This window comes from Mycolicibacterium houstonense (genome assembly GCF_900078665.2).
Taxonomy (GTDB): Bacteria; Actinomycetota; Actinomycetes; order Mycobacteriales; family Mycobacteriaceae; genus Mycobacterium; species Mycobacterium houstonense.
The window spans coordinates 2,430,647-2,449,285 of sequence record NZ_LT546207.1; the positions used below are offsets into that span (position 1 = coordinate 2,430,647).

Annotated in this window: 16 protein-coding genes and 2 pseudogenes; 5 read left to right on the forward strand and 13 right to left on the reverse strand. The window is 68.4% G+C overall.

Annotated features, from left to right (window positions below; all coding sequences use genetic code 11):
* The 4 genes from BN4332_RS12170 to BN4332_RS12185 form a co-directional block, all read right to left on the reverse strand.
* A partial coding sequence (locus BN4332_RS12170) for an inositol monophosphatase family protein (protein WP_276527211.1) occupies positions 1-451 on the reverse strand: 451 nt, incomplete at its 3' end.
* Positions 448-2,292, reverse strand: a complete 1,845-nt coding sequence (gene cysN / locus BN4332_RS12175) for a sulfate adenylyltransferase subunit CysN (protein WP_066898682.1) — start codon at positions 2,290-2,292, stop codon at positions 448-450. The genes BN4332_RS12170 and cysN, both read right to left, overlap by 4 nt.
* Positions 2,292-3,233 carry a sulfate adenylyltransferase subunit CysD gene (cysD, locus tag BN4332_RS12180; protein WP_066898683.1) on the reverse strand — a complete coding sequence of 314 codons (942 nt, stop codon included), beginning with the start codon at positions 3,231-3,233 and terminating at the stop codon, positions 2,292-2,294. Before cysD ends, cysN begins: the two co-directional genes overlap by 1 nt.
* 93 nt (positions 3,234-3,326) lie before the next feature.
* The gene (locus tag BN4332_RS12185; RefSeq protein WP_066898701.1) at positions 3,327-4,661 is read right to left on the reverse strand and encodes an MFS transporter; all 1,335 of its coding nucleotides are present in this window, start codon (positions 4,659-4,661) and stop codon (positions 3,327-3,329) included.
* 95 nt (positions 4,662-4,756) lie between these two features.
* On the opposite strand from BN4332_RS12185, the gene BN4332_RS12190 reads away from it, so the two are divergent.
* A complete protein-coding gene (locus BN4332_RS12190; RefSeq protein ID WP_066898684.1) occupies positions 4,757-5,170 on the forward strand; it encodes a PaaI family thioesterase in 414 nt (137 codons plus the stop codon).
* A 29-nt stretch (positions 5,171-5,199) separates the two neighbouring features.
* Here the strand turns inward: BN4332_RS12190 and BN4332_RS12195 are convergent, their stop codons facing one another.
* The 8 genes and pseudogenes from BN4332_RS12195 to BN4332_RS12230 form a co-directional block, all read right to left on the reverse strand.
* Positions 5,200-5,691: a beta-class carbonic anhydrase gene (locus BN4332_RS12195; RefSeq protein ID WP_066898685.1), complete on the reverse strand. Its 492-nt coding sequence runs from the start codon at positions 5,689-5,691 to the stop codon at positions 5,200-5,202.
* 45 nt (positions 5,692-5,736) lie between these two features.
* The gene (locus BN4332_RS12200; protein ID WP_066898686.1) at positions 5,737-7,653 is read right to left on the reverse strand and encodes a glycosyltransferase family 39 protein; all 1,917 of its coding nucleotides are present in this window, start codon (positions 7,651-7,653) and stop codon (positions 5,737-5,739) included.
* Entirely contained in the window at positions 7,650-8,936 is a 1,287-nt protein-coding gene (locus BN4332_RS12205; protein ID WP_066898687.1) for a bifunctional glycosyltransferase family 2/GtrA family protein, read from the reverse strand. Before BN4332_RS12205 ends, BN4332_RS12200 begins: the two co-directional genes overlap by 4 nt.
* A 181-nt stretch (positions 8,937-9,117) precedes the next feature.
* Positions 9,118-9,966, reverse strand: a pseudogene (locus tag BN4332_RS12210) (glycosyltransferase family 39 protein); the annotation flags it as partial.
* A 40-nt stretch (positions 9,967-10,006) separates the two neighbouring features.
* Positions 10,007-11,341 (reverse strand): annotated as a pseudogene (locus BN4332_RS12215) (glycosyltransferase family 39 protein); the annotation flags it as partial.
* A 22-nt stretch (positions 11,342-11,363) separates the two neighbouring features.
* A complete protein-coding gene (locus tag BN4332_RS12220) occupies positions 11,364-12,977 on the reverse strand; it encodes a sensor histidine kinase (protein WP_066898688.1) in 1,614 nt (537 codons plus the stop codon).
* Positions 12,955-13,659 (reverse strand): response regulator transcription factor, encoded by a 705-nt coding sequence (locus BN4332_RS12225; RefSeq protein WP_066898702.1) that lies wholly within the window; start codon positions 13,657-13,659, stop codon positions 12,955-12,957. The genes BN4332_RS12220 and BN4332_RS12225 overlap by 23 nt, the downstream gene beginning before the upstream one ends.
* Before the next feature lie 156 nt (positions 13,660-13,815).
* A complete protein-coding gene (locus BN4332_RS12230; protein ID WP_235654075.1) occupies positions 13,816-14,058 on the reverse strand; it encodes a hypothetical protein in 243 nt (80 codons plus the stop codon).
* Between the two features lie 103 nt (positions 14,059-14,161).
* Between BN4332_RS12230 and BN4332_RS33220 the strand changes: the two genes are divergently transcribed.
* Positions 14,162-14,440, forward strand: coding sequence for a hypothetical protein (locus BN4332_RS33220; RefSeq protein ID WP_160110838.1), 279 nt, complete (start codon positions 14,162-14,164; stop codon positions 14,438-14,440).
* Positions 14,441-14,458: 18 nt separating this feature from the next.
* On the opposite strand, the gene BN4332_RS12240 is transcribed toward BN4332_RS33220, so the two are convergent.
* On the reverse strand, positions 14,459-14,716 hold the full coding sequence (locus tag BN4332_RS12240; RefSeq protein WP_066898690.1) for a hypothetical protein: 258 nt from the start codon (positions 14,714-14,716) through the stop codon (positions 14,459-14,461).
* 158 nt (positions 14,717-14,874) lie between these two features.
* On the opposite strand from BN4332_RS12240, the gene BN4332_RS12245 reads away from it, so the two are divergent.
* Genes BN4332_RS12245 through BN4332_RS12255 form a run of 3 tightly spaced genes read left to right on the forward strand, consistent with a single transcriptional unit; the run spans position 14,875 to position 18,616 of the window.
* Positions 14,875-15,852 (forward strand): oligopeptide ABC transporter permease OppB, encoded by a 978-nt coding sequence (locus BN4332_RS12245; protein ID WP_066898704.1) that lies wholly within the window; start codon positions 14,875-14,877, stop codon positions 15,850-15,852.
* Positions 15,849-16,775 carry an oligopeptide ABC transporter permease OppC gene (locus tag BN4332_RS12250; protein ID WP_066898691.1) on the forward strand — a complete coding sequence of 309 codons (927 nt, stop codon included), beginning with the start codon at positions 15,849-15,851 and terminating at the stop codon, positions 16,773-16,775. Before BN4332_RS12245 ends, BN4332_RS12250 begins: the two co-directional genes overlap by 4 nt.
* On the forward strand, positions 16,772-18,616 hold the full coding sequence (locus tag BN4332_RS12255) for an oligopeptide ABC transporter ATP-binding protein OppD (protein WP_066898692.1): 1,845 nt from the start codon (positions 16,772-16,774) through the stop codon (positions 18,614-18,616). Before BN4332_RS12250 ends, BN4332_RS12255 begins: the two co-directional genes overlap by 4 nt.
* Positions 18,617-18,639 lie beyond the last annotated feature (23 nt).

Sequence of the window (18,639 nt, forward strand, 5' to 3'; positions counted from 1 at the left end):
CGGGCGGACGGGTGCGCGACACCACGACCCGGGGCGGGCCGTCGAACGGACGCGGCGCGGCCACCTCCGGCGTGGACAGGGTGGTGTTCTGTGCCGGCAGCGCGACCGCACCGGCGACGAGTTCGCCTGCGCTCCACAGCGCCACGTGCACGGCCCAGTCGTCGCGGCCGAGCTCGGAGAACTCCCGGGTGCCGTCGAGCGGGTCGACGATCCATACCCGCTCCGCGCCGAGCCGGGCCGGGTCGGCGCGCTCGTCGGCCGTGGCCTCTTCGGACAGCACCGAGTCACCGGGGACCAGCCGGGACAGCTCGGCCATCAGGAAATCGTGGGACTGCTTGTCCCCCGCGGCCTTTCGTTCGGCGGGTGACGCGTCGGCGAAGTCGGCGCGGACGTCGAGCAGCAGATCGCCGGCCTTGGTGGCCAGCCGGGCAGCCAGTTCGTGGTCGTTCACGACGGCAGTTCCAGCAGTGCGATCACCATGTCGGCCAGTTCATCGGTGCTGTGCTCCGGGGTGAGCCGCAGGTCCGGGTCCTTCGGCCGCTGGTACGGGCTGTCGATCCCGGTGAAGTGGGTGATCTCACCGGCCCGGGCCTTGGCGTACAGGCCCTTGGGATCGCGGCGCTCGCAGTCCTCCAGCGGGGTGTCGCAGAACACCTCGTAGAAGTCCAGGCCGGCGTCGGTGGTCACCTGCCGGGCCAGCGCGCGATGTTCGGTCAGCGGGCTGATCGCCGGAACCAGCACGATCTGGCCGGAGTCGGCGAGGATCGCGGCGATGTGGGCGAGCCTGCGCTGGTTCTCGGCCCGGTCGGCCATCGAGAAGCCCAGGTCGGCGTTGAGCCCGTGCCGCAGGTTGTCGCCGTCCAGAACGTATGCCGGAATGCCTCTTTCGAGCAGTTTCTGCTCGACGAGCATCGCCACCGAGGATTTGCCCGAACCCGAAAGGCCGGTGAACCACACCGTGCGGCCGCGGCTGAGCCGGTCGCCCGCGGTGACCAGCGATTCGTGCCGCACCGTGTTGGGGCTCGACGATTCGTTGCGGCTGTCACGCAACACCATGCCGGCACCCACGGTGCCGTTGGTGTTGGGATCGATCAGGATGAACGATCCGGTGGCGGCGTTGCGGGTGTACTCGTCGAGCAGCAACGGGCTCTGGGTGCGCAGCGAGATGCGGCCCAGCTCATTGAGTTTGAGCGCGGTGGCCGACTTGTCCCGGTGCAGGGTGTTGACGTCGAGCCGGTAGTCCAGTCCGGTGACCTTGGCCCTGGTCGTGCGGGTGGTGTGCTTGATCAGGTATTCGCGGCCGGGTTCCAGCGAGGCCTCGTCGGCCATCCAGCACACCGTGGCGTCGAAGTCCTGGGTGACCCGGGGCTGGTTGTTGGGCCGGGCGATCATGTCGCCGCGGGAGATGTCGATGTCGTCGGACAGGCTGATCGACACCGCCATCGGCGGGAACGCCTCGTCGACGACACCGCTCGGGCCGTGGATCTCGGTGATGCGGGTGGGCTTGCCGGCCGGCAGCACGATCACGTCGTCACCGGGACGCAGCACGCCGCTGGCGACGGTGCCGGCGTAGCTGCGGTGGTCGGCGTGCTCGTGGGTCTGCGGACGGATCACGTATTGCACCGGGAAGCGCACGTCGACGAGATTGCGGTCACCGGCGATGTAGACGTCTTCGAGGTGGCTCAGCAGCGCGGGCCCCTCGTACCACGGCGTGACGTCCGACTTGGTGACGACGTTGTCGCCCTGCAGCGCCGACAGCGGGATCGTGGTCACGTCGTGGACGTCCAATCGCGCTGCGAACGCGTGGAACTCGTCGCGGATGGCCTCGAAGCGCGCCTGATCCCAATCGATCAGGTCCATCTTGTTCACGGCGAGCACGATGTGCTGGATGCCCAGCAGCGAGGCCAGGAACGCGTGCCGCCGGGATTGTTCGAGCAGGCCGTGGCGCGCGTCGACCAGAACGATGGCCAGCTGTGCGGTGGACGTACCGGTCACCATGTTGCGGGTGTACTGGATGTGGCCCGGGGTGTCGGCGATGATGAATTTCCGCTTGGCCGTGGCGAAGTAGCGGTAGGCCACGTCGATCGTGATGCCCTGTTCCCGCTCGGCCCGCAGGCCGTCGGTCACCAGCGCCAGGTCGGTGTAGTCGTTGCCGCGCTCCTTGGAGGTGCGCTCGACCGAGGCCAGCTGGTCTTCCATGACGGCCTTGGAATCGAACAGCAGCCGGCCGATGAGCGTGGACTTCCCGTCGTCGACGGAGCCCGCGGTGGCGATGCGAAGCAGCGTGCTCATCAGAAGTAGCCCTCTCGCTTGCGGTCTTCCATACCGGCCTCGGAGATCCGGTCGTCGGCACGGGTGGCGCCGCGCTCGGTCAGTCGGGACACTGCGGTTTCGGCGATGACCTCGGAAACCGTTGCGGCCGTGGATTCGACGCAGCCGGTGCAGGTGACGTCGCCGACGGTGCGGAACCGCACCGACTTCTCGATCACCGGCTCGTCCTTGCGCGGCTGCATGTACTTGTGCACCGCGAGCAGCATGCCGTCACGCTCGAACACCTTGCGCTGGTGCGCGTAGTAGATGGCGGGCAGCTTGATCTTCTCGGCACCGATGTAAGACCAGATGTCGAACTCGGTCCAGTTGGAGATGGGGAATGCCCGGATGTGCTCGCCCTTGTGGTGCCGGCCGTTGTACAGGTTCCACAGCTCGGGGCGCTGAGCCTTGGGGTCCCACTGGCCGAACTCGTCGCGGAACGAGAACACCCGCTCCTTGGCGCGGGCCTTCTCCTCGTCGCGGCGGGCACCGCCGAAGGCGGCGTCGAACTTGTTCTCACGGATGCCGCGCAGCAGCGTCACGGTCTGGATCGGGTTGCGCGACGGAATGGTCTCCACCACCCGGCCGGCGTCGATGTCGTCCTGCACCTTGGCGACGACCAGCCGGGCACCGTAGTGCTCGACGAGTTCGTCGCGGGTCTCGTAGACCTCGTCGAAGTTGTGGCCGGTGTCGACGTGCATCACCGGGAACGGCAGCCGGCCGGGCGCGAACGCCTTGACGGCCAGGTGCAGCATGACGATCGAGTCCTTACCGCCGGAGAACAGCAGCACGGGCCGCTCGAACTCCGCGGCGACCTCGCGGATGATGTGGATGGCCTCGGCCTCCAGCGCGCGCAGGTGACTCAGCTCATAATTTCCTGAGCGGCCGGCTCGACCCGCTTCGGTTTCTGATGCGGTGGTCATCACTTCCCCATTAAGTTGGTAGGAATGGCCAGAATTGCAAGCATGGCCAGGAATCTATCCGCCGACCGCGGCGGTGTCAACGTCGGGCCGCGGTCAGCCCCGATGCCCGCTGACGTGCGCGCCCGCGTGCCGCGGTAACCGCACCGTCGCGACCAGGGTCAGCGCCAGCAACCCACCAAGTACCAGGTAGGTCAGCGAGAACGAGCTCAGCTGACTGAACAGCAGCGCCGCCACCGCCACCCCGACCCCGGCCGCCAGCTCCTGCACCGAGGCGTTGAACGTGTTCGCGTGGGTCAGCTCCTCCCCCTCGACGTCGGAGAACGCCAGGCTGTTGTATGCGGTGAATCCGATCGACCGCAGCGCCCCGCTGACATAGAGGACGGCGGCCATCACCACCACCGGAAGGCCGGGCCGCAACCCGGCCAGCACACCGAAACACGCCACCGAGGCCACCCCGTTGACCAGCAGCACGGTGCGGATACCGAACCGGCGCATCAGTGGCGTGGTCGCCGGTTTGATCGTGAGGTTGCCCGCGAACAGCGCCGCCACCATGACGCCTGCGGCCAAGGGCGTCCACCCGAACTCAAGCTGGAATTGCAGCGGCAACAGGAACGGCACCGCGGTGATCACCAGGCGGTACAACGATCCGGCGACCACGGTGATCCGCAGCGTGTGCACTCGCAGCACCCGCAATTGCACCAGCGGGGCCGACGCGGTGAGCAGCCGCCACACCGCGCCGACGAGCAGCAGGACCGCCGCGGCACCGCACGCGCTGACCAGTCGCCAATCGGTCCCCGACACCCTGACGTTCTCCAGGGCGATCAACCCCGCAGCAATCCCCGCGCCGAGCGCCGTCAGCCCGGGCCAGTCCAGTGTTCGCGCCGGGGATCGCGGCCCGCCGCGAACCAGTCTGAGCGCGAGCACAATTCCGATCACGCCGATCGGGATGTTGACCGCGAAGATCCATCGCCAGCTACCCAGCGTCGCGATCGCCCCGCCCAGGACCGGCGCCAGCACCGGGGCCGTCAGCGCCGGCCAGGTCAACAAGGCGATGGCCCGCACCAGGTCGGACTTGCTGCTGTACCGCAGCACCGCGAGCCGCCCTACCGGCACCATCATGGCGCCGCCGACGCCCTGCAGGACACGCATGCCCACCAGCATCGGCAGCGAGACACTGACCGCACAGCCGACCGAGGCCACCGTGAACACCGCGATCGCCCCGATGAACACCCGGCGGGTGCCGAACCGGTCGGCCAGCCAGCCGCTGGCCGGGATCAGCACGGCCACCGTGACCAGGTAGGCCGAGATCGCCACGTTGACGTCGACGGCGGCGACGCCGAACGATGCGGCGATCAACGGGATGGCGGGCACGATGATCGTGGCGTCGAGGATCTCCATGAACAACGCGCCGGCCACCAACAGCGCCAGACCCCGTGGAAACGGCCGATTCTCGGGCACCGGCGTCACCCGCTTACCCCGCAGGTAATTGAGACGCTGACCGCAGGCGACACACACTTGCGGCCATGAGCACCCAGAGCGGCCCGGACGTCATGGCACAGTTCCTGCCCCGGTCGCCGTTTGTCACCAAGCTCGGGATCGTCGCCGAAACCCTGGACGGCCTCGAGGTCCGGCTGCGGTTGCCGTGGGATCAGTCGAACATCACGATCGCCGACATGGTGCACGGCGGGGCCGTCGCGGCGCTGGCCGATGTCACGGTGATGGCGGCCGCTTGGGCGCACGCCGAGGTCCCGGATTCGCTTCGCGGCGTGACGGTCTCGATGTCGATCAGCTATCTGGCCCCGGCACGGGCGACCGATCTGATCGGCCTCGGGCGGGTACTGCGCCAGGGCAGGTCCCTGGTCAACTGCGAGGTCGACATCGTCACGCCCGACGGCGAGGCGGTGGCCAAGGCCATTGCCACCTACAAGGTGGGGTGAGTGCGCGCGACGCACCGACCGAACGTGCGCTACCGCGTCACCTCGTCCAGCTTGCCGGTGGCGACGTCGAAGATGAAGCCGCGCAACGACTCGTGCTTGGTGACGAACGGGCTCGATTCGATGCGGCGCAGGGATTGACGCACATCTTCTTCGAGATCGACGAACGCCTCGGCCGCCCAGTTCGGCTTGATACCGGTCTCGTCCTGGATCTGTTGTTTGAATCCGTCGTCGGTGAAAGTCAGCATGCCGCAGTCGGTGTGGTGGATCAGGATGATCTCTTTGGTCCCGAGCAGTCGCTGGCTGATGGCCAGCGAGCGGATCTCGTCGTCGGTGATGACTCCGCCGGCGTTGCGGATGACGTGCGCCTCACCGTCGCCGAGCCCGAGGATGCGATAGACGTCCAGCCTGGCGTCCATGCAGGCCACCACCGCGACGTGCTTGCCAGGCGGCAGCGGCAACGGCCCGGTGAAGGTCTTGGCATAGACCTCGTTGTTGGCCAGGTACTGATCGGTGACAGACATGATTCGACGCTAGCCCCGCGATGGTCGGCGGGGCTAGCGCCAGAATCAGGCTGAGCCGATGGACCGCAGGTCGTACACGGGAACGTTGCCGACCATGGTCTTGGTGAAGTTCGCCTTCACCCAATCGGTGATCTGCCCGGCGCTCCCGCGCGCCTCGTGCGGCGGCCCACCGCGGCCACCCTCGGGCCGGTCCAGGAAATAGCGGACCTGACCGTCGGCGACGTACTGCTGGAACTGCTCGAGGGTCGGCGAGTTGTCGCTGCCGGTGAATCCGCCGATCGCCATCAGCGACTCCCCGGTCTTGAGTTCGAGGTCGCTGACCATCATCGAACCCACGCTCGCGGCGGCCCAGCGCCCGTCGGCCCCTGCGATCAACGTGGCCAGTGCCGGATCGTCGGTGTTCCCGAATCCCGGCGGCCCGTCCGGTCCGCCGAATCCCATGTCCCGCTTGGGCCCCGAGGTGGCGATCGGTCCGCCGGTGTGGCCGGCGGCGACCGTCTCGACGGTGTATGCCGCCGTCGCGCCGAGACCGAAGACCATCGCGGCGGAGGCCACCACGACGGGTAGCTTGCCGGGCCGGTGGGCGGTGAGGGTCAGGGCCACTGCCGTCAGCAGCGCACCGATCACCACGATCCAGCGCAGCGCGGGCAGCCAGTCCGGGGTTCGGTCGAGGAGCACGAACGCCCACACCCCGGTGCCGGCCAGCATGGTCGCCAGCACCAGGCGCGCCGCGAGTCGTTCACGCACCCGCCATAATTCGGCGACGGACATGCCCACCAGCGCGGCCACTGAAGGCGCCAGCGCCACGGTGTAGTAGGGGTGGATGATCCCGTCCATGAAGCTGAACACCGTGGCGGTGACCAGCATCCAGCCACCCCACATCAACAGGCCCGCCCGTGGCGCGTCGGTTCGCGGACCGCGCCGGGTCAGCCACAGGGCGGCCACCAGACCGATCAGCGCGGCAGGCAGCAACCACGACGCCTCGGTACCCATGGACAGTCCGAACATGCGGCCGATGCCCGGGTCGCCACCGAACATCAGGTTGGCCCCGCGCCCGGGGCCGCCGGGCCCACCCGGACCGGGGCTGAAGGCCGGCCCCGACTGCTCACGTCCCAGGATGCGTTGCAGGCCGTTGTACCCGAAGGCCAGCTGCAGCAGACTGTTGTCGGTCGAGCCGGCGATGTACGGGCGCGACTGCGCCGGCCACAACGCCACCAGCGCGATGTACCAGCCCGACGAGATCGCCATCGTCGCCGCACCGATCAGCAAGGTGCCCAATCGTTTCCACACCCCGACCACCGGAGCGGCCACCACGAACATCAACGCCAGGCCGGGGACGATCAGGAAGGCCTGCAACATCTTGGTCAGGAAGGCGAACCCCAGCACGCAGCCCGCTAACGCCACCCATCCGGCGCTGGCCCTGGCCGACACCGGACCGACCGCACGCACCATGAAGTACGCGGCCAGAACCAGCAGCAGCACCAGCAGCGCGTCGGGGTTGTTGTAGCGGAACATCGAGGCCGCCACCGGCGTCAAGGCCAGGGCCGACCCGGCGATCAGGGCGGCGGCCGGGCCGCTGGTGCGCCGCACCGTGGCGTAGAGCAGTGCCACCGCCCCCACACCCATCAGGGCCTGCGGCAGCAGCATGGTGAATTCGTTGAAGCCGAACAGCCGGCCCGACAATCCCATTGCCCACAGCGCCGCCGGGGGCTTGTCCACCGTGATGGCGTTGCCGGCGTCCAGTGATCCGAACAGCCAGGCCTTCCAGGATTGTGTGCCGGCCTGGGCCGCGGCCGCGTAGTAGCTGTTGGCCCAGCCGGAGGATCCGAGGCCCCACAGATAGAGCACCGAGGTGGCGGCCAGCAGCGCCCAATAGGAGGGCCGAACCCAGCGCGGCACCGGCGCATTCGGCGCCGTGGACTCGGCGGCCGCGTCGGGTGCGGTGTCGATGATGGTCGTCATTTCCCTGTCTCTCGATTGGGCTCGGTGGTGCGTCGCGTCCGCGACGGATGGAACACCCATCCCCGCAACAGGATGAAGCGCACCACGGTGGCCAGTAGGTTGGCCACCACCAGCACGGCGAGTTCGACGCCGCGATGGGGCACGGGCGTCATGGCGTGCAACAGGCCCAGCGATCCGCTGGTGATGGTCAGCGCGATGGCGAACACCGTCAGGCCCTCGGCGTGATGGCGGGTGAGGTTGCCCGCGCCGGCGATGCCGAAGGTGAACCGCCGGTTGGCGGCGGTGTTTCCGATCGCGGTCACCAGCAGCGCCACCAGATTGGCCGCCTGGGCCCCGACCCCGGACCGCAGCGCCATGAACAACAACAGGTAGGCGAGCGTCGAGACCACCCCGACGGCGGCGAACCGCACGGCTTGGCGCAACAGCGAGCCGGGCGCGGCCGATCTGCGCGACGATCCCAGCTGGGCCGCGATGGTGTTCACCGGGATCGACCCATCGGCGAAACCACGCAACAGCCGGCCGATGCCCTTGAGGTCCGCCTTGGCGGTGGCGACGATGTCCACCCGGCTGTCCGGATCGTCGACCCAATCCACCGGCACCTCGTGAATCCGTAGCCCGCTGCGCTCGGCCAGCACCAGCAGCTCGGTGTCGAAGAACCAGCCGGTATCGGCCACATGGGGCAACAACCGGCGAGCGACATCGGCGCGGATCGCCTTGAACCCGCATTGCGCATCCGAGAACCTAGCTGCCAGGGTCGATTTCAGGATGAGGTTGTAGCAGCGCGAGATGAACTCGCGCTTGGCGGCGCGCACCACTCGTGAACCACGGCCCAGCCGGGTGCCGATGGCCAGATCGGAGTGGCCGGAGATCAGCGGCGCAACCAGGGGTGCGAGGGCGGCCAGGTCGGTGGACAGGTCGACGTCCATGTAGGCCAGCACCGGGGCGTCGGACGCCGACCACACCGCGTGCAGCGCGCGGCCGCGGCCCTTCTGCTCCAGTCGGATCACCCGCACCCCGTCGAGCTCGGTGGCCAGTTCGGCGGCGATCCGCGGGGTGTCGTCCACACTGGCGTTGTCGGCGATGGTGATGCGGGCCGGTACCGCGAAGTTCTCGTCCAGGTAGCGGCGCAGCCTGCGCACCGAATGGGCAAGTGCGGCTTGCTCGTTGTGCACCGGGACGACGATGTCGAGCACCGGGACACCGGCTGCCTGAGCGGCCAGCGCCGCGTTCGGCCGGGACTCGAAGTGGAACCGCTGCTCGGGAACTTGGACGGTGGCTGTCATGACTTCATCGTTCGTCGGCGAATTGTGTTCTGGGTGGGGCGAAGCTATGCGCCGGCTATGTGTTCGTCGCATGCTGGGTCAGGTCGTAGATCGTGACGTTGTCGACGGTGACCGCGTTGTAGTGGGAGCGCACCCATTCCGCGATCTCGATCGCGGCCCGACTGCCGCTCGGGGTATGCCCGCCGAAANTTTCCTCACCGGTCAGCCGACCCAAACCGTTGTATCCCAGGGCCAATTCGATGATGCTGTCGTGTTGCGAACCACCGATGTAGGGCCGCGCCGAAGCCGGCCACAGCTCGACCAGCAGCAGATACCAGCCGCCGCTGACCACCAGGGCCACCCCGGCGCTGACCACATCGAGGATGCGCCGGCCCAGCGGGCGGTCCCCCGCGGCCAGCGCGGCCGCGGCGAATGCGGGCAACACCAGGAACGCCTGCAGCATCTTGGCCAGGAAACCGAATCCGACCGCGACACCCGCTGCGACGAACCACCAACGGCCGGAGTCTTTTTCGATACCGCGCTGCACGCAGTACGCGGCCACGACGAGCAGCAGCACCAGCAGCGCGTCCGGATTGTTGAACCGGAAGATCAACGCCGCCACCGGTGTCAGCGCCAGCACGGCACCGGCCAGCAATCCGGCCCATGGTCCGGCGGCGCGGCGCACCGCGGCATACAGCACGGCGACCGCGCCTACGCCCATCAGCGCCTGCGGCACCAGGATGCTCCACGAATTCAGGCCGAACAATCGGATGGAGATGTCGATGATCCACAGGGCGGCAGGCGTTTTGTCGACGGTGATGGCGTTGCCGGCATCACTGGACCCGAACAGCATCGCGGTCCAGTTCTGCGCCCCGGCCTGTGCCGCCGCGGAGTAGAACGCGTTCGCCCAGCCGCTGCTCGACAGGTTCCACAGATAGAGCACCGCCGTGCCGGCGAGCAACACCGCCAACAGGATGCGATGACGGGACTTCGGGTCACCGGGGGAAGCCGCCTCCGCCTCGGCAACGGGTTCTGCGGCAACCAGGGTCACGGCTCCATCGTGGCCGTGGCCGCNCGGCGAGCACCGCCGTCACCCGGGTCATCGCGCGGCCCGACGGTCTCACCATCAGCAGCACGACCGCGGCCACCGCGCCGGCCGCCACCACGACCCGCAACCATCCGAAACTCCCGCCGTGCCGGGACAACAACACCACCGCGAGGATCGCGGTCACCAGCACCGCACCCGACATCGCAGCCGCGGCACGGACATCGGTGCGGTGTTGCCACAGCAGCGTGGCGCCGATACCGATCACCGCACCGACGGCGGGCGCGAGCGCCACGGTGTAGTACGCGTGCACGATGCCGTTCATGAAGCTGAACACCACCCCGGTGACCAACAGCCAGCCGCCCCACAGGATGAGTGCGGCACGCACCGGGTCGGTACGGGCCGCCCGCCGGGTCAGGTAGAGCCCGGCGACCAGACAGATCAGCGCCGCGGGCAGCAACCAGCCGATATCGGCGCCCATCTGGGCACCGAGCAACCGGCCGGGGCCGACATCGAAGTTGAGGTTGCCGAGACCGCCGGTTTCCTCACCGGTCAGCCGACCCAAACCGTTGTATCCCAGGGCCAATTCGATGATGCTGTCGTGTTGCGAACCACCGATGTAGGGCCGCGCCGAAGCCGGCCACAGCTCGACCAGCAGCAGATACCAGCCGCCGCTGACCACCAGGGCCACCCCGGCGCTGACCACATCGAGGATGCGCCGGCCCAGCGGGCGGTCCCCCGCGGCCAGCGCGGCCGCGGCGAATGCGGGCAACACCAGGAACGCCTGCAGCATCTTGGCCAGGAAACCGAATCCGACCGCGACACCCGCTGCGACGAACCACCAACGGCCGGAGTCTTTTTCGATACCGCGCTGCACGCAGTACGCGGCCACGACGAGCAGCAGCACCAGCAGCGCGTCCGGATTGTTGAACCGGAAGATCAACGCCGCCACCGGTGTCAGCGCCAGCACGGCACCGGCCAGCAATCCGGCCCATGGTCCGGCGGCGCGGCGCACCGCGGCATACAGCACGGCGACCGCGCCTACGCCCATCAGCGCCTGCGGCACCAGGATGCTCCACGAATTCAGGCCGAACAATCGGATGGAGATGTCGATGATCCACAGGGCGGCAGGCGTTTTGTCGACGGTGATGGCGTTGCCGGCATCACTGGACCCGAACAGCATCGCGGTCCAGTTCTGCGCCCCGGCCTGTGCCGCCGCGGAGTAGAACGCGTTCGCCCAGCCGCTGCTCGACAGGTTCCACAGATAGAGCACCGCCGTGCCGGCGAGCAACACCGCCAACAGGATGCGATGACGGGACTTCGGGTCACCGGGGGAAGCCGCCTCCGCCTCGGCAACGGGTTCTGCGGCAACCAGGGTCACGGCTCCATCGTGGCCGTGGCCGCTAGGTGCCCGATTGGTCCGAACTGTGCGTCTGCTGTGACTCGGGCAGACGCACCACGAACTCGGTCGCACCCGGCACGCTGCTCACCTCGATCGTGCCGCCGTGCGCCTTGACCACCGCCGCGACGATCGCCAGGCCCAGCCCGGTGCTGCCCTCGCGTCGCGACCGCGACGAATCGCCGCGGGCGAACCGTTCGAACACGTCCGGCAGCAGGGTCGGCGCGATGCCGGGACCGTCGTCGGCGACGGTGAGCACCACCGCACCCCGACTCCGCTTCAGCGATACCGTCACCGACGTCCCGGCCGGGGTGTGGGTGCGGGCGTTGGCCAACAGGTTCGCCAGCACCTGATGCAGTCTGGCCTCGTCACCCTCCACCGTCACCGGATCGTCGGGCAGGTCCAGCGACCACTGGTGGTCGGGGCCCGCGACATGGGCGTCGCTGACCGAATCGACCACCAGCCGGGACAGATCGACGGCGGCGCGGTCCAACGGCCGGCCGGCGTCCAGCCGGGCCAGCAGCAGCATGTCCTCGACCAGTTGGGTCATCCGCGAGGTCTCGGATTCCACGCGGTTCATCGCGTGCGCCACGTCCGTTGGCAGGTCGTCACGCTTGCGCTGGGCCAGCTCGGTGTAGCCCCGGATCGCGGCGAGCGGCGTCCGCAACTCGTGGCTGGCGTCGGCCACGAACTGGCGCACGCGGGTCTCACTGGCGTGGCGGGCCGAGAGGGCCCCGGCGATGCGGTCGAGCATCCGGTTCAGCGACGTGCCGAGCTGTCCCACCTCGGTGTGGGCGCCGGCCGGGTCGACCGGCACGATCTGGGTGGGCAGCTGCACCTCACCCCGGTCGAGTTCGAGATCGGCGACCTGGCGTGCCGCCGCCGAAACCCTGGAGAGCGGGGCGAGTTGGCGCCGGATGATCAGGATGCCGCCCGTGGTCGCGGCGATCAGCGCGATCGCCGCGAGCACGAAGAACATGCCGAGCACCCACAGCAGGGTGTCGTCGACCACCGCGGTCGGCAGCCCTGTCACGATGGTCTGCGGGCCGCCGTGCCGTGGATGCAGCCCGATCAGCCGGTAGCGGCCCAAGCCGTCGAGATCGACCGTCTGCGGAATCCGGTTGGCCAGTATCTCGGCCAGCTGCTGCGCCGCAACTCCGCTGACCTCCTCGCGGGCGCCGTCGGCGGTGATGACGCCGGCGTCGACCCGCCGTCCCGGGGCGATGACGGCTCCGACCGTGCGCGCGGCCTGCCCCGGGGCGTTGAGAAAGCCCGGCCCCGGTCCCTGCTCGGGGTCGAACACCACGCGGTAGCCCGGGCCTTCGTGCGGCCGGTCCTCCGGCCCGACCAGGACCGGCGGCGGAAAACCCCTCGGGGGCATCGGCAGTTCGAAGATCGCCGCCGAGCGCCGGCCGGCCTCGATCAGCTGGTCGTCGAGCTGGTTCATCAGAAACCGTTGCAGCGCAAACTCTGTCGCTATTCCGATGCTGGCGCACACCACGGCCAGCAACGCCACCTGGGTGACCACCAGCCGCGCGCGCAGCGACCAACTGCGCGGCGACCACCACCGGACGCCGGCCCGCCCGGCCGGCAGGTCAGCGCGCAGGCCGGAGGACATAACCCGCACCGCGCAGCGTGTGGATCATCGGATCCCGCCCGCTGTCGATCTTCTTGCGCAGATACGAGACATACAGCTCGACGATGTTGGACCGGCCGCCGAAGTCGTAGCTCCACACCCGGTCCAGGATCTGCGCCTTGCTCAGCACCCGTTTGGCGTTGCGCATCATGAAGCGCAGCAGCTCGAACTCGGTGGCGGTCAACGAGATCGGGTCGCCGCCCCGGGTCACCTCGTGGCTGTCCTCGTCGAGCACCAGGTCGCCGACGACGATCTTGGCGCCGCCGTCCTCGGTGGTGACACCGGTGCGCCGGAGCAGCGCCCGCAGCCGCAGCACCACTTCTTCGAGGCTGAACGGCTTGGTGACGTAGTCGTCACCGCCTGCGGTCAGCCCGGCGATGCGATCCTCGACCGAATCCTTGGCGGTCAGCAGCAACAGGGGCAGGCCGGGAATCTGCTGCCGCAGTTTGCGCAGCACGTCCAGGCCGCTCATATCGGGCAGCATCACGTCGAGCACGACGACATCGGGCGGATTGTCCCGGGCCGCGGCGATCGCCGTGGCGCCGTCTCCTGCCGTCGTGATGTCCCAGCCCTCGTAGCGCAGCGCCATCGACACCAATTCGGCCAGCACGGGCTCGTCGTCGACCACCAGCACGCGGATCGGGTTCCCGTCGGCGCGGCGCATCACCGCACGCCCGGACTCGGACTCGGCACCGTTGGTCGTCGAGCTCATCCGCTCATTATTCGCCCGACGGATAGGCCCGGACTGTGCGCTTCCTATGCGCCGGCTGTGAACACCAGCCTCACCGGCACCAATGGCACCGGGTGAGTTGCCGACGCGTCAGCCGTTGCCGTATCCGTCGGGCAGTTCGACCTTCACCGGCGGGGTGGCCACCGAGGTTTCCAGTTCGCTGGGGGCTGTCGACTTGGTGATGGTCTCACCGATGGTGGCGGCCGGCACCGGGCCGGTCTCCGCGCCGCTGATGGGCGCCAAGGCGCCGACGGCGCCCATCGCTGCCAGTGCGATCGCTCCGACACCGGCCATGGCGTACTTGGTCCGCTTGTTGCGTTCGTCTCCTGTCACACCGACCTCCCTACCCGCCCGGCGGCGACGGGTAAACCCGCCGCTGGTACCGAGCAGGTGATCGGTGCGCGGCGATCAGTGTGGAGTAGCAAACCCTGACGGCGTGGTCGCCGAGACCGACGGTGTGGCCACCGAGGTTTCCGGTGCGGTCGGCGCGGTCGTCGGGGTGATCGTCTGTCCAGTCGTGACGTCCGGCGGCTCGACCCGCTGCGGGGCACCGGTGATGCCCCCGGCCACGCCTACGCCGAGCACCGCCGTGGCTAACCCGCCGATGGCGCCCACACCGGCCGATATCAATTTCAGATTTCGCCGATTGTTTTCCTTCGCGCTACTCAATGAGCTCACCTCCCGTGCTGTGGGTAGCCGATGCGGCCGGAGGTGAAACCGCATCGACGCGCCATCAATGCGTGGTGGCGAAACCCGACGGTGGGGTGTTGCCGCGCAGCGCCGGCACGGCCATCGACACCTCCGGCGCCGACGGCGGCGTCGTCTCCGTGCTGGTCTGCCCCAGGTTCATGTGAGAACTCGAGGCCATCGCCCCGGCACCCTGACCCACCGCGCCGACCGCTGCGGCACCGAATACGCCCAGCCCCACCACTGCCGCACCCCCGGCGCCCGCAGCGAGCACTTTCAGCTTCTTGAGTTCGCCGACCAACATGTTTTCAGTGAACGCCCGGTTTCTATGCCCAGGCTGTGAGCCGGCTGCCAGTTGCCCGACCGGTTGGGCGCGCGGAAGGCGACACCACCACGATGAGCGGATCCGGTTGGCGGCTGATTTACCCTGTGTCCCATGCAGCCGTGGGTGGGAACGACCGGATGACGCGCTTCCTGGCGCGCCGGCTGCTCAACTACATCGTGTTGCTGGCCCTGGCGTCCTTCCTGACGTTCACGCTGACATCGTTGACGTTCGAACCGCTCGACAGCCTGCTGCAACGCAACCCGCGGCCACCGCAATCCGCGATCGACGCCAAGGCCGCCGAACTCGGCCTCGACAAGCCGATTCCGCTGCGGTACGTCGACTGGGCATCTGGCGCGGCCCGCGGCGACTTCGGCACCACGGTGACCGGCCAACCGGTGTCCGACGAGCTGTGGCGACGCATCGGAGTCAGCCTGCGCCTGCTCGTCATCGGCTCCGTCGTGGGCACCGTGATCGGTGTGGTGTTCGGCGCCTGGGGCGCCATCCGGCAATATCGGCTCTCCGACCGGTTCATCACCCTGCTGTCACTGCTCGTGCTGAGCGCGCCCACGTTCGTGATCGCCAACATGCTGATCCTGGCCGCGCTCAACGTGAACTCGATATTGGGCGTGCAGCTGTTCGAGTACACCGGGGAGAGCTCTCCCGATGCCATCGGTGGGTGGTGGAACCAGTTCGTGGACCGGATGCAGCACCTGGTGCTGCCCACGTTCACCCTCGCGCTCGGCGCCATCGCCGGCTACAGCCGCTACCAGCGCAACGCCATGCTCGACGTGCTGGGCCAGGACTTCATCCGCACGGCTCGGGCCAAGGGCCTCACCCGCGGCCAGGCGTTGTTCAAGCACGGGCTGCGCACCGCGCTCATCCCGATGGCCACGCTGTTCGCCTACGGCGTGGCCGGATTGGTGACTGGCGCGGTGTTCGTCGAAAAGATCTTCGGCTGGCACGGCATGGGCGAATGGGTGGTGCAGGGCATTGCCACCCAGGACACCAACATCATCGCCGCCATCACGGTGTTCACCGGAGCGGTGGTGCTGCTGGCGGGGTTGCTGTCGGACGTCATATATGCGGCGCTGGATCCCAGGGTGCGGGTGCGATGACTCAGAGTTCTGATGCCACGTCGGCGCGGTCCGGGCTGCACACCGAGGAATTCGCGACGCGGCGCACCCTGGTGTTCCGCCGGTTCCTGCGCAACAAGCCCGCCGTGGCGTCGCTGGTGCTGCTGGTCGTGCTGTTCGTCGGCTGTTACGCCCTGCCGCCGCTGTTGCCCTACAGCTACACCGACCTCGATTACTACGCGCTGCAACAGCCGCCGTCGCTCGACCACTGGTTCGGCACCAATGCCCTTGGGCAGGACATCTTCGCCCAAACCCTGCGTGGCATGCAGAAATCCATGCTGATCGGCGTCTGCGTCGCGTTCATCTCAACCATCATCGCCGCGACCGTCGGCGCGATTGCCGGCTACTTCGGCGGCTGGCGCGACACCGCGCTGATGTGGATAGTCGACCTGCTCCTGGTGGTGCCCAGCTTCATCCTCATCGCCATCGTCACGCCCCGCCTCGGCCAGTCGGATCGGGTGTTCTGGCTGATCGTGTTGTTCTCGGTGTTCGGGTGGATGATCAGCTCCCGGATCGTCCGCGGTTTGACGCTGAGCCTGCGTGAACGCGAATTCGTCGTCGCCGCACGGTATATGGGCGTGAGCAACTGGCGGATCATCGCGCGCCACATCCTGCCCAACGTGGCGTCACTGCTGATCATCGACACCGCACTCAACGTCGGTCTGGCCATTCTGGGCGAAACCGGTTTGAGCTTCCTGGGTTTCGGCATCCAGGCGCCCGACGTCTCGCTGGGCACCCTGATCGCCGACGGCACCCGCTCGGCCACGACGTTCCCCTGGGTGTTCCTGTTCCCGGCCGGAGTGCTGGTGCTGATCGTGCTGTGCGCCAACCTGACCGGCGACGGGTTGCGCGACGCGTTCGACCCCGGCAGTGGTCAGCTCCGCAGACGGAGGTCGCGAAAGTGAGCCGGCTCCTCGAAGTATCCGATCTGAGGGTGGACTTCCCCACCGACAGCGACGTCGTGCATGCGGTGCGCGGGGTGAACTTTCACGTCGACGCCGGCGAGGTGGTCGCGCTCGTCGGCGAATCCGGCGCCGGGAAGTCGGCCAGCGCCATGGCCGTCGTCGGGCTGCTGCCCGAATTCGCCGAGGTATCCGGATCGGTGCGGCTGCGCGGCGAGGAACTCGTCGGCCTGGCCGATCCGGAAATGTCGCGCATTCGGGGCAACGTCATCGGCACCGTGTTCCAGGACCCGATGTCCGCGCTGACCCCCGTCTACACCATCGGGGACCAGATCGCCGAGGCCCTCACGGTCCACAACCGCGATCTCGGCCGGCGCGCGGCCCGGGTTCGCGCCGTCGAACTGCTCGAGCTCGTCGGTATCGCCCAGCCGGACCGGCGGGCCCGCGCCTTCCCCCACGAACTGTCCGGCGGGGAACGCCAGCGCGTGGTGATCGCCATCGCCATCGCCAACGATGCCGACCTGCTGATCTGCGACGAGCCCACCACCGCCCTCGATGTCACGGTGCAGGCCCAGATCCTCGACGTCCTCAAGACCGCGCGCGACGTCACCGGCGCCGGCGTCCTGATCATCACCCACGACCTCGGTGTGGTCGCCGAGTTCGCCGACCGCGCGCTGGTGATGTACGCCGGGCGGGCCGTCGAGGACGCTCCGGTGGCCCGGCTGTACGACCAGGCCCGAATGCCCTACACCGTCGGCCTGCTCGGCTCCGTGCCACGACTGGACGCGCCCCAGGGCACCCGACTGGTGCCCATCCCCGGCGCTCCCCCCTCACTCACCGCCGAGCCGCACAGTTGTCCGTTCGCCCCGCGCTGCCCGCTGGCCATCGACGAATGTGAAGCAGCCGAGCCAGAACTCATCGAGTTGGCGCCCGATCACCATGCCGCGTGCATCCGCACCGAACAGGTGGCCGGGCGCAGCGCCACCGAGATCTATCAGGTGCCGGCCAGCGCCCCGGCCGCTCCGGAAGCCGGTGCCGGGGACACTGCGCCGGTGCTGCGGGTGCGCGAGCTGTCCAAGACCTACAAGCTCACCAAGGGCGTGGTGCTGCGCAGGCAGATCGGTGAGGTGCGCGCCGTCGACAAGGTCAGCTTCGATCTGCACGGCGGCCGCACCCTGGGGATCGTCGGCGAGTCCGGATCCGGCAAATCGACCACCCTGCACCAGATCCTCAATCTGGCTGCACCGCAATCGGGTTCGATCGAGGTACTGGGCTCCGACGTCGCCTCCCTGAACCGTGGGACGCGCCGCGCGCTGCGTACCGATCTGCAGGTGGTGTTCCAGGATCCGGTAGCCTCGCTGGACCCGCGGCTGCCGGTGTCGGACGTGTTGGCTGAGCCGTTGACCGCCAACGGATTCAATAAACCCCGCATCAACGACCGGGTGGCCGAGTTGCTGGAATTGGTCGGCCTGCGCCGCGCCGACGCCGGCCGCTACCCCGCGGAGTTCTCCGGCGGTCAGAAACAGCGCATCGGCATCGCGCGGGCACTGGCACTGCAGCCCAAGATCATCGCGCTCGACGAACCGGTTTCCGCGCTCGACGTCTCCATCCAGGCCGGGATCATCAACCTGCTGCTCGACTTGCAGGACCGGTTCGGCCTGGCCTACCTGTTCGTCTCACACGACCTGTCGGTGGTCAAGCATCTCGCCCACGATGTCGCGGTGATGTACAAGGGCGCGATCGTGGAACAGGGCACCGGTGAGTCGGTATTCGCCGACCCGCAGCACCCGTATACCCGCAAGTTGCTGGCCGCCGTACCGCAACCACGCCCCGCCACTGATTAGGTATTGCCGCGTCCGCGGGTTGC

Bases quoted from the DNA above. Each gene is read 5' to 3' on its own strand.
- BN4332_RS12245 (WP_066898704.1), top strand. From the start codon at position 14,875: ATGACGCGCTTCCTGGCGCGCCGGCTGCTCAACTACATCGTGTTGCTG.
- BN4332_RS12225 (WP_066898702.1), bottom strand. From the start codon at position 13,659: ATGCGCCGCGCCGACGGGAACCCGATCCGCGTGCTGGTGGTCGACGAC.
- BN4332_RS12220 (WP_066898688.1), bottom strand. From the start codon at position 12,977: ATGTCCTCCGGCCTGCGCGCTGACCTGCCGGCCGGGCGGGCCGGCGTC.
- BN4332_RS12200 (WP_066898686.1), bottom strand. From the start codon at position 7,653: ATGACGACCATCATCGACACCGCACCCGACGCGGCCGCCGAGTCCACG.
- cysD (WP_066898683.1), bottom strand. From the start codon at position 3,233: ATGACCACCGCATCAGAAACCGAAGCGGGTCGAGCCGGCCGCTCAGGA.
- BN4332_RS12190 (WP_066898684.1), top strand. From the start codon at position 4,757: ATGAGCACCCAGAGCGGCCCGGACGTCATGGCACAGTTCCTGCCCCGG.
- BN4332_RS12250 (WP_066898691.1), top strand. From the start codon at position 15,849: ATGACTCAGAGTTCTGATGCCACGTCGGCGCGGTCCGGGCTGCACACC.
- cysN (WP_066898682.1), bottom strand. From the start codon at position 2,292: ATGAGCACGCTGCTTCGCATCGCCACCGCGGGCTCCGTCGACGACGGG.
- BN4332_RS12195 (WP_066898685.1), bottom strand. From the start codon at position 5,691: ATGTCTGTCACCGATCAGTACCTGGCCAACAACGAGGTCTATGCCAAG.
- BN4332_RS12240 (WP_066898690.1), bottom strand. From the start codon at position 14,716: ATGTTGGTCGGCGAACTCAAGAAGCTGAAAGTGCTCGCTGCGGGCGCC.
- BN4332_RS12205 (WP_066898687.1), bottom strand. From the start codon at position 8,936: ATGACAGCCACCGTCCAAGTTCCCGAGCAGCGGTTCCACTTCGAGTCC.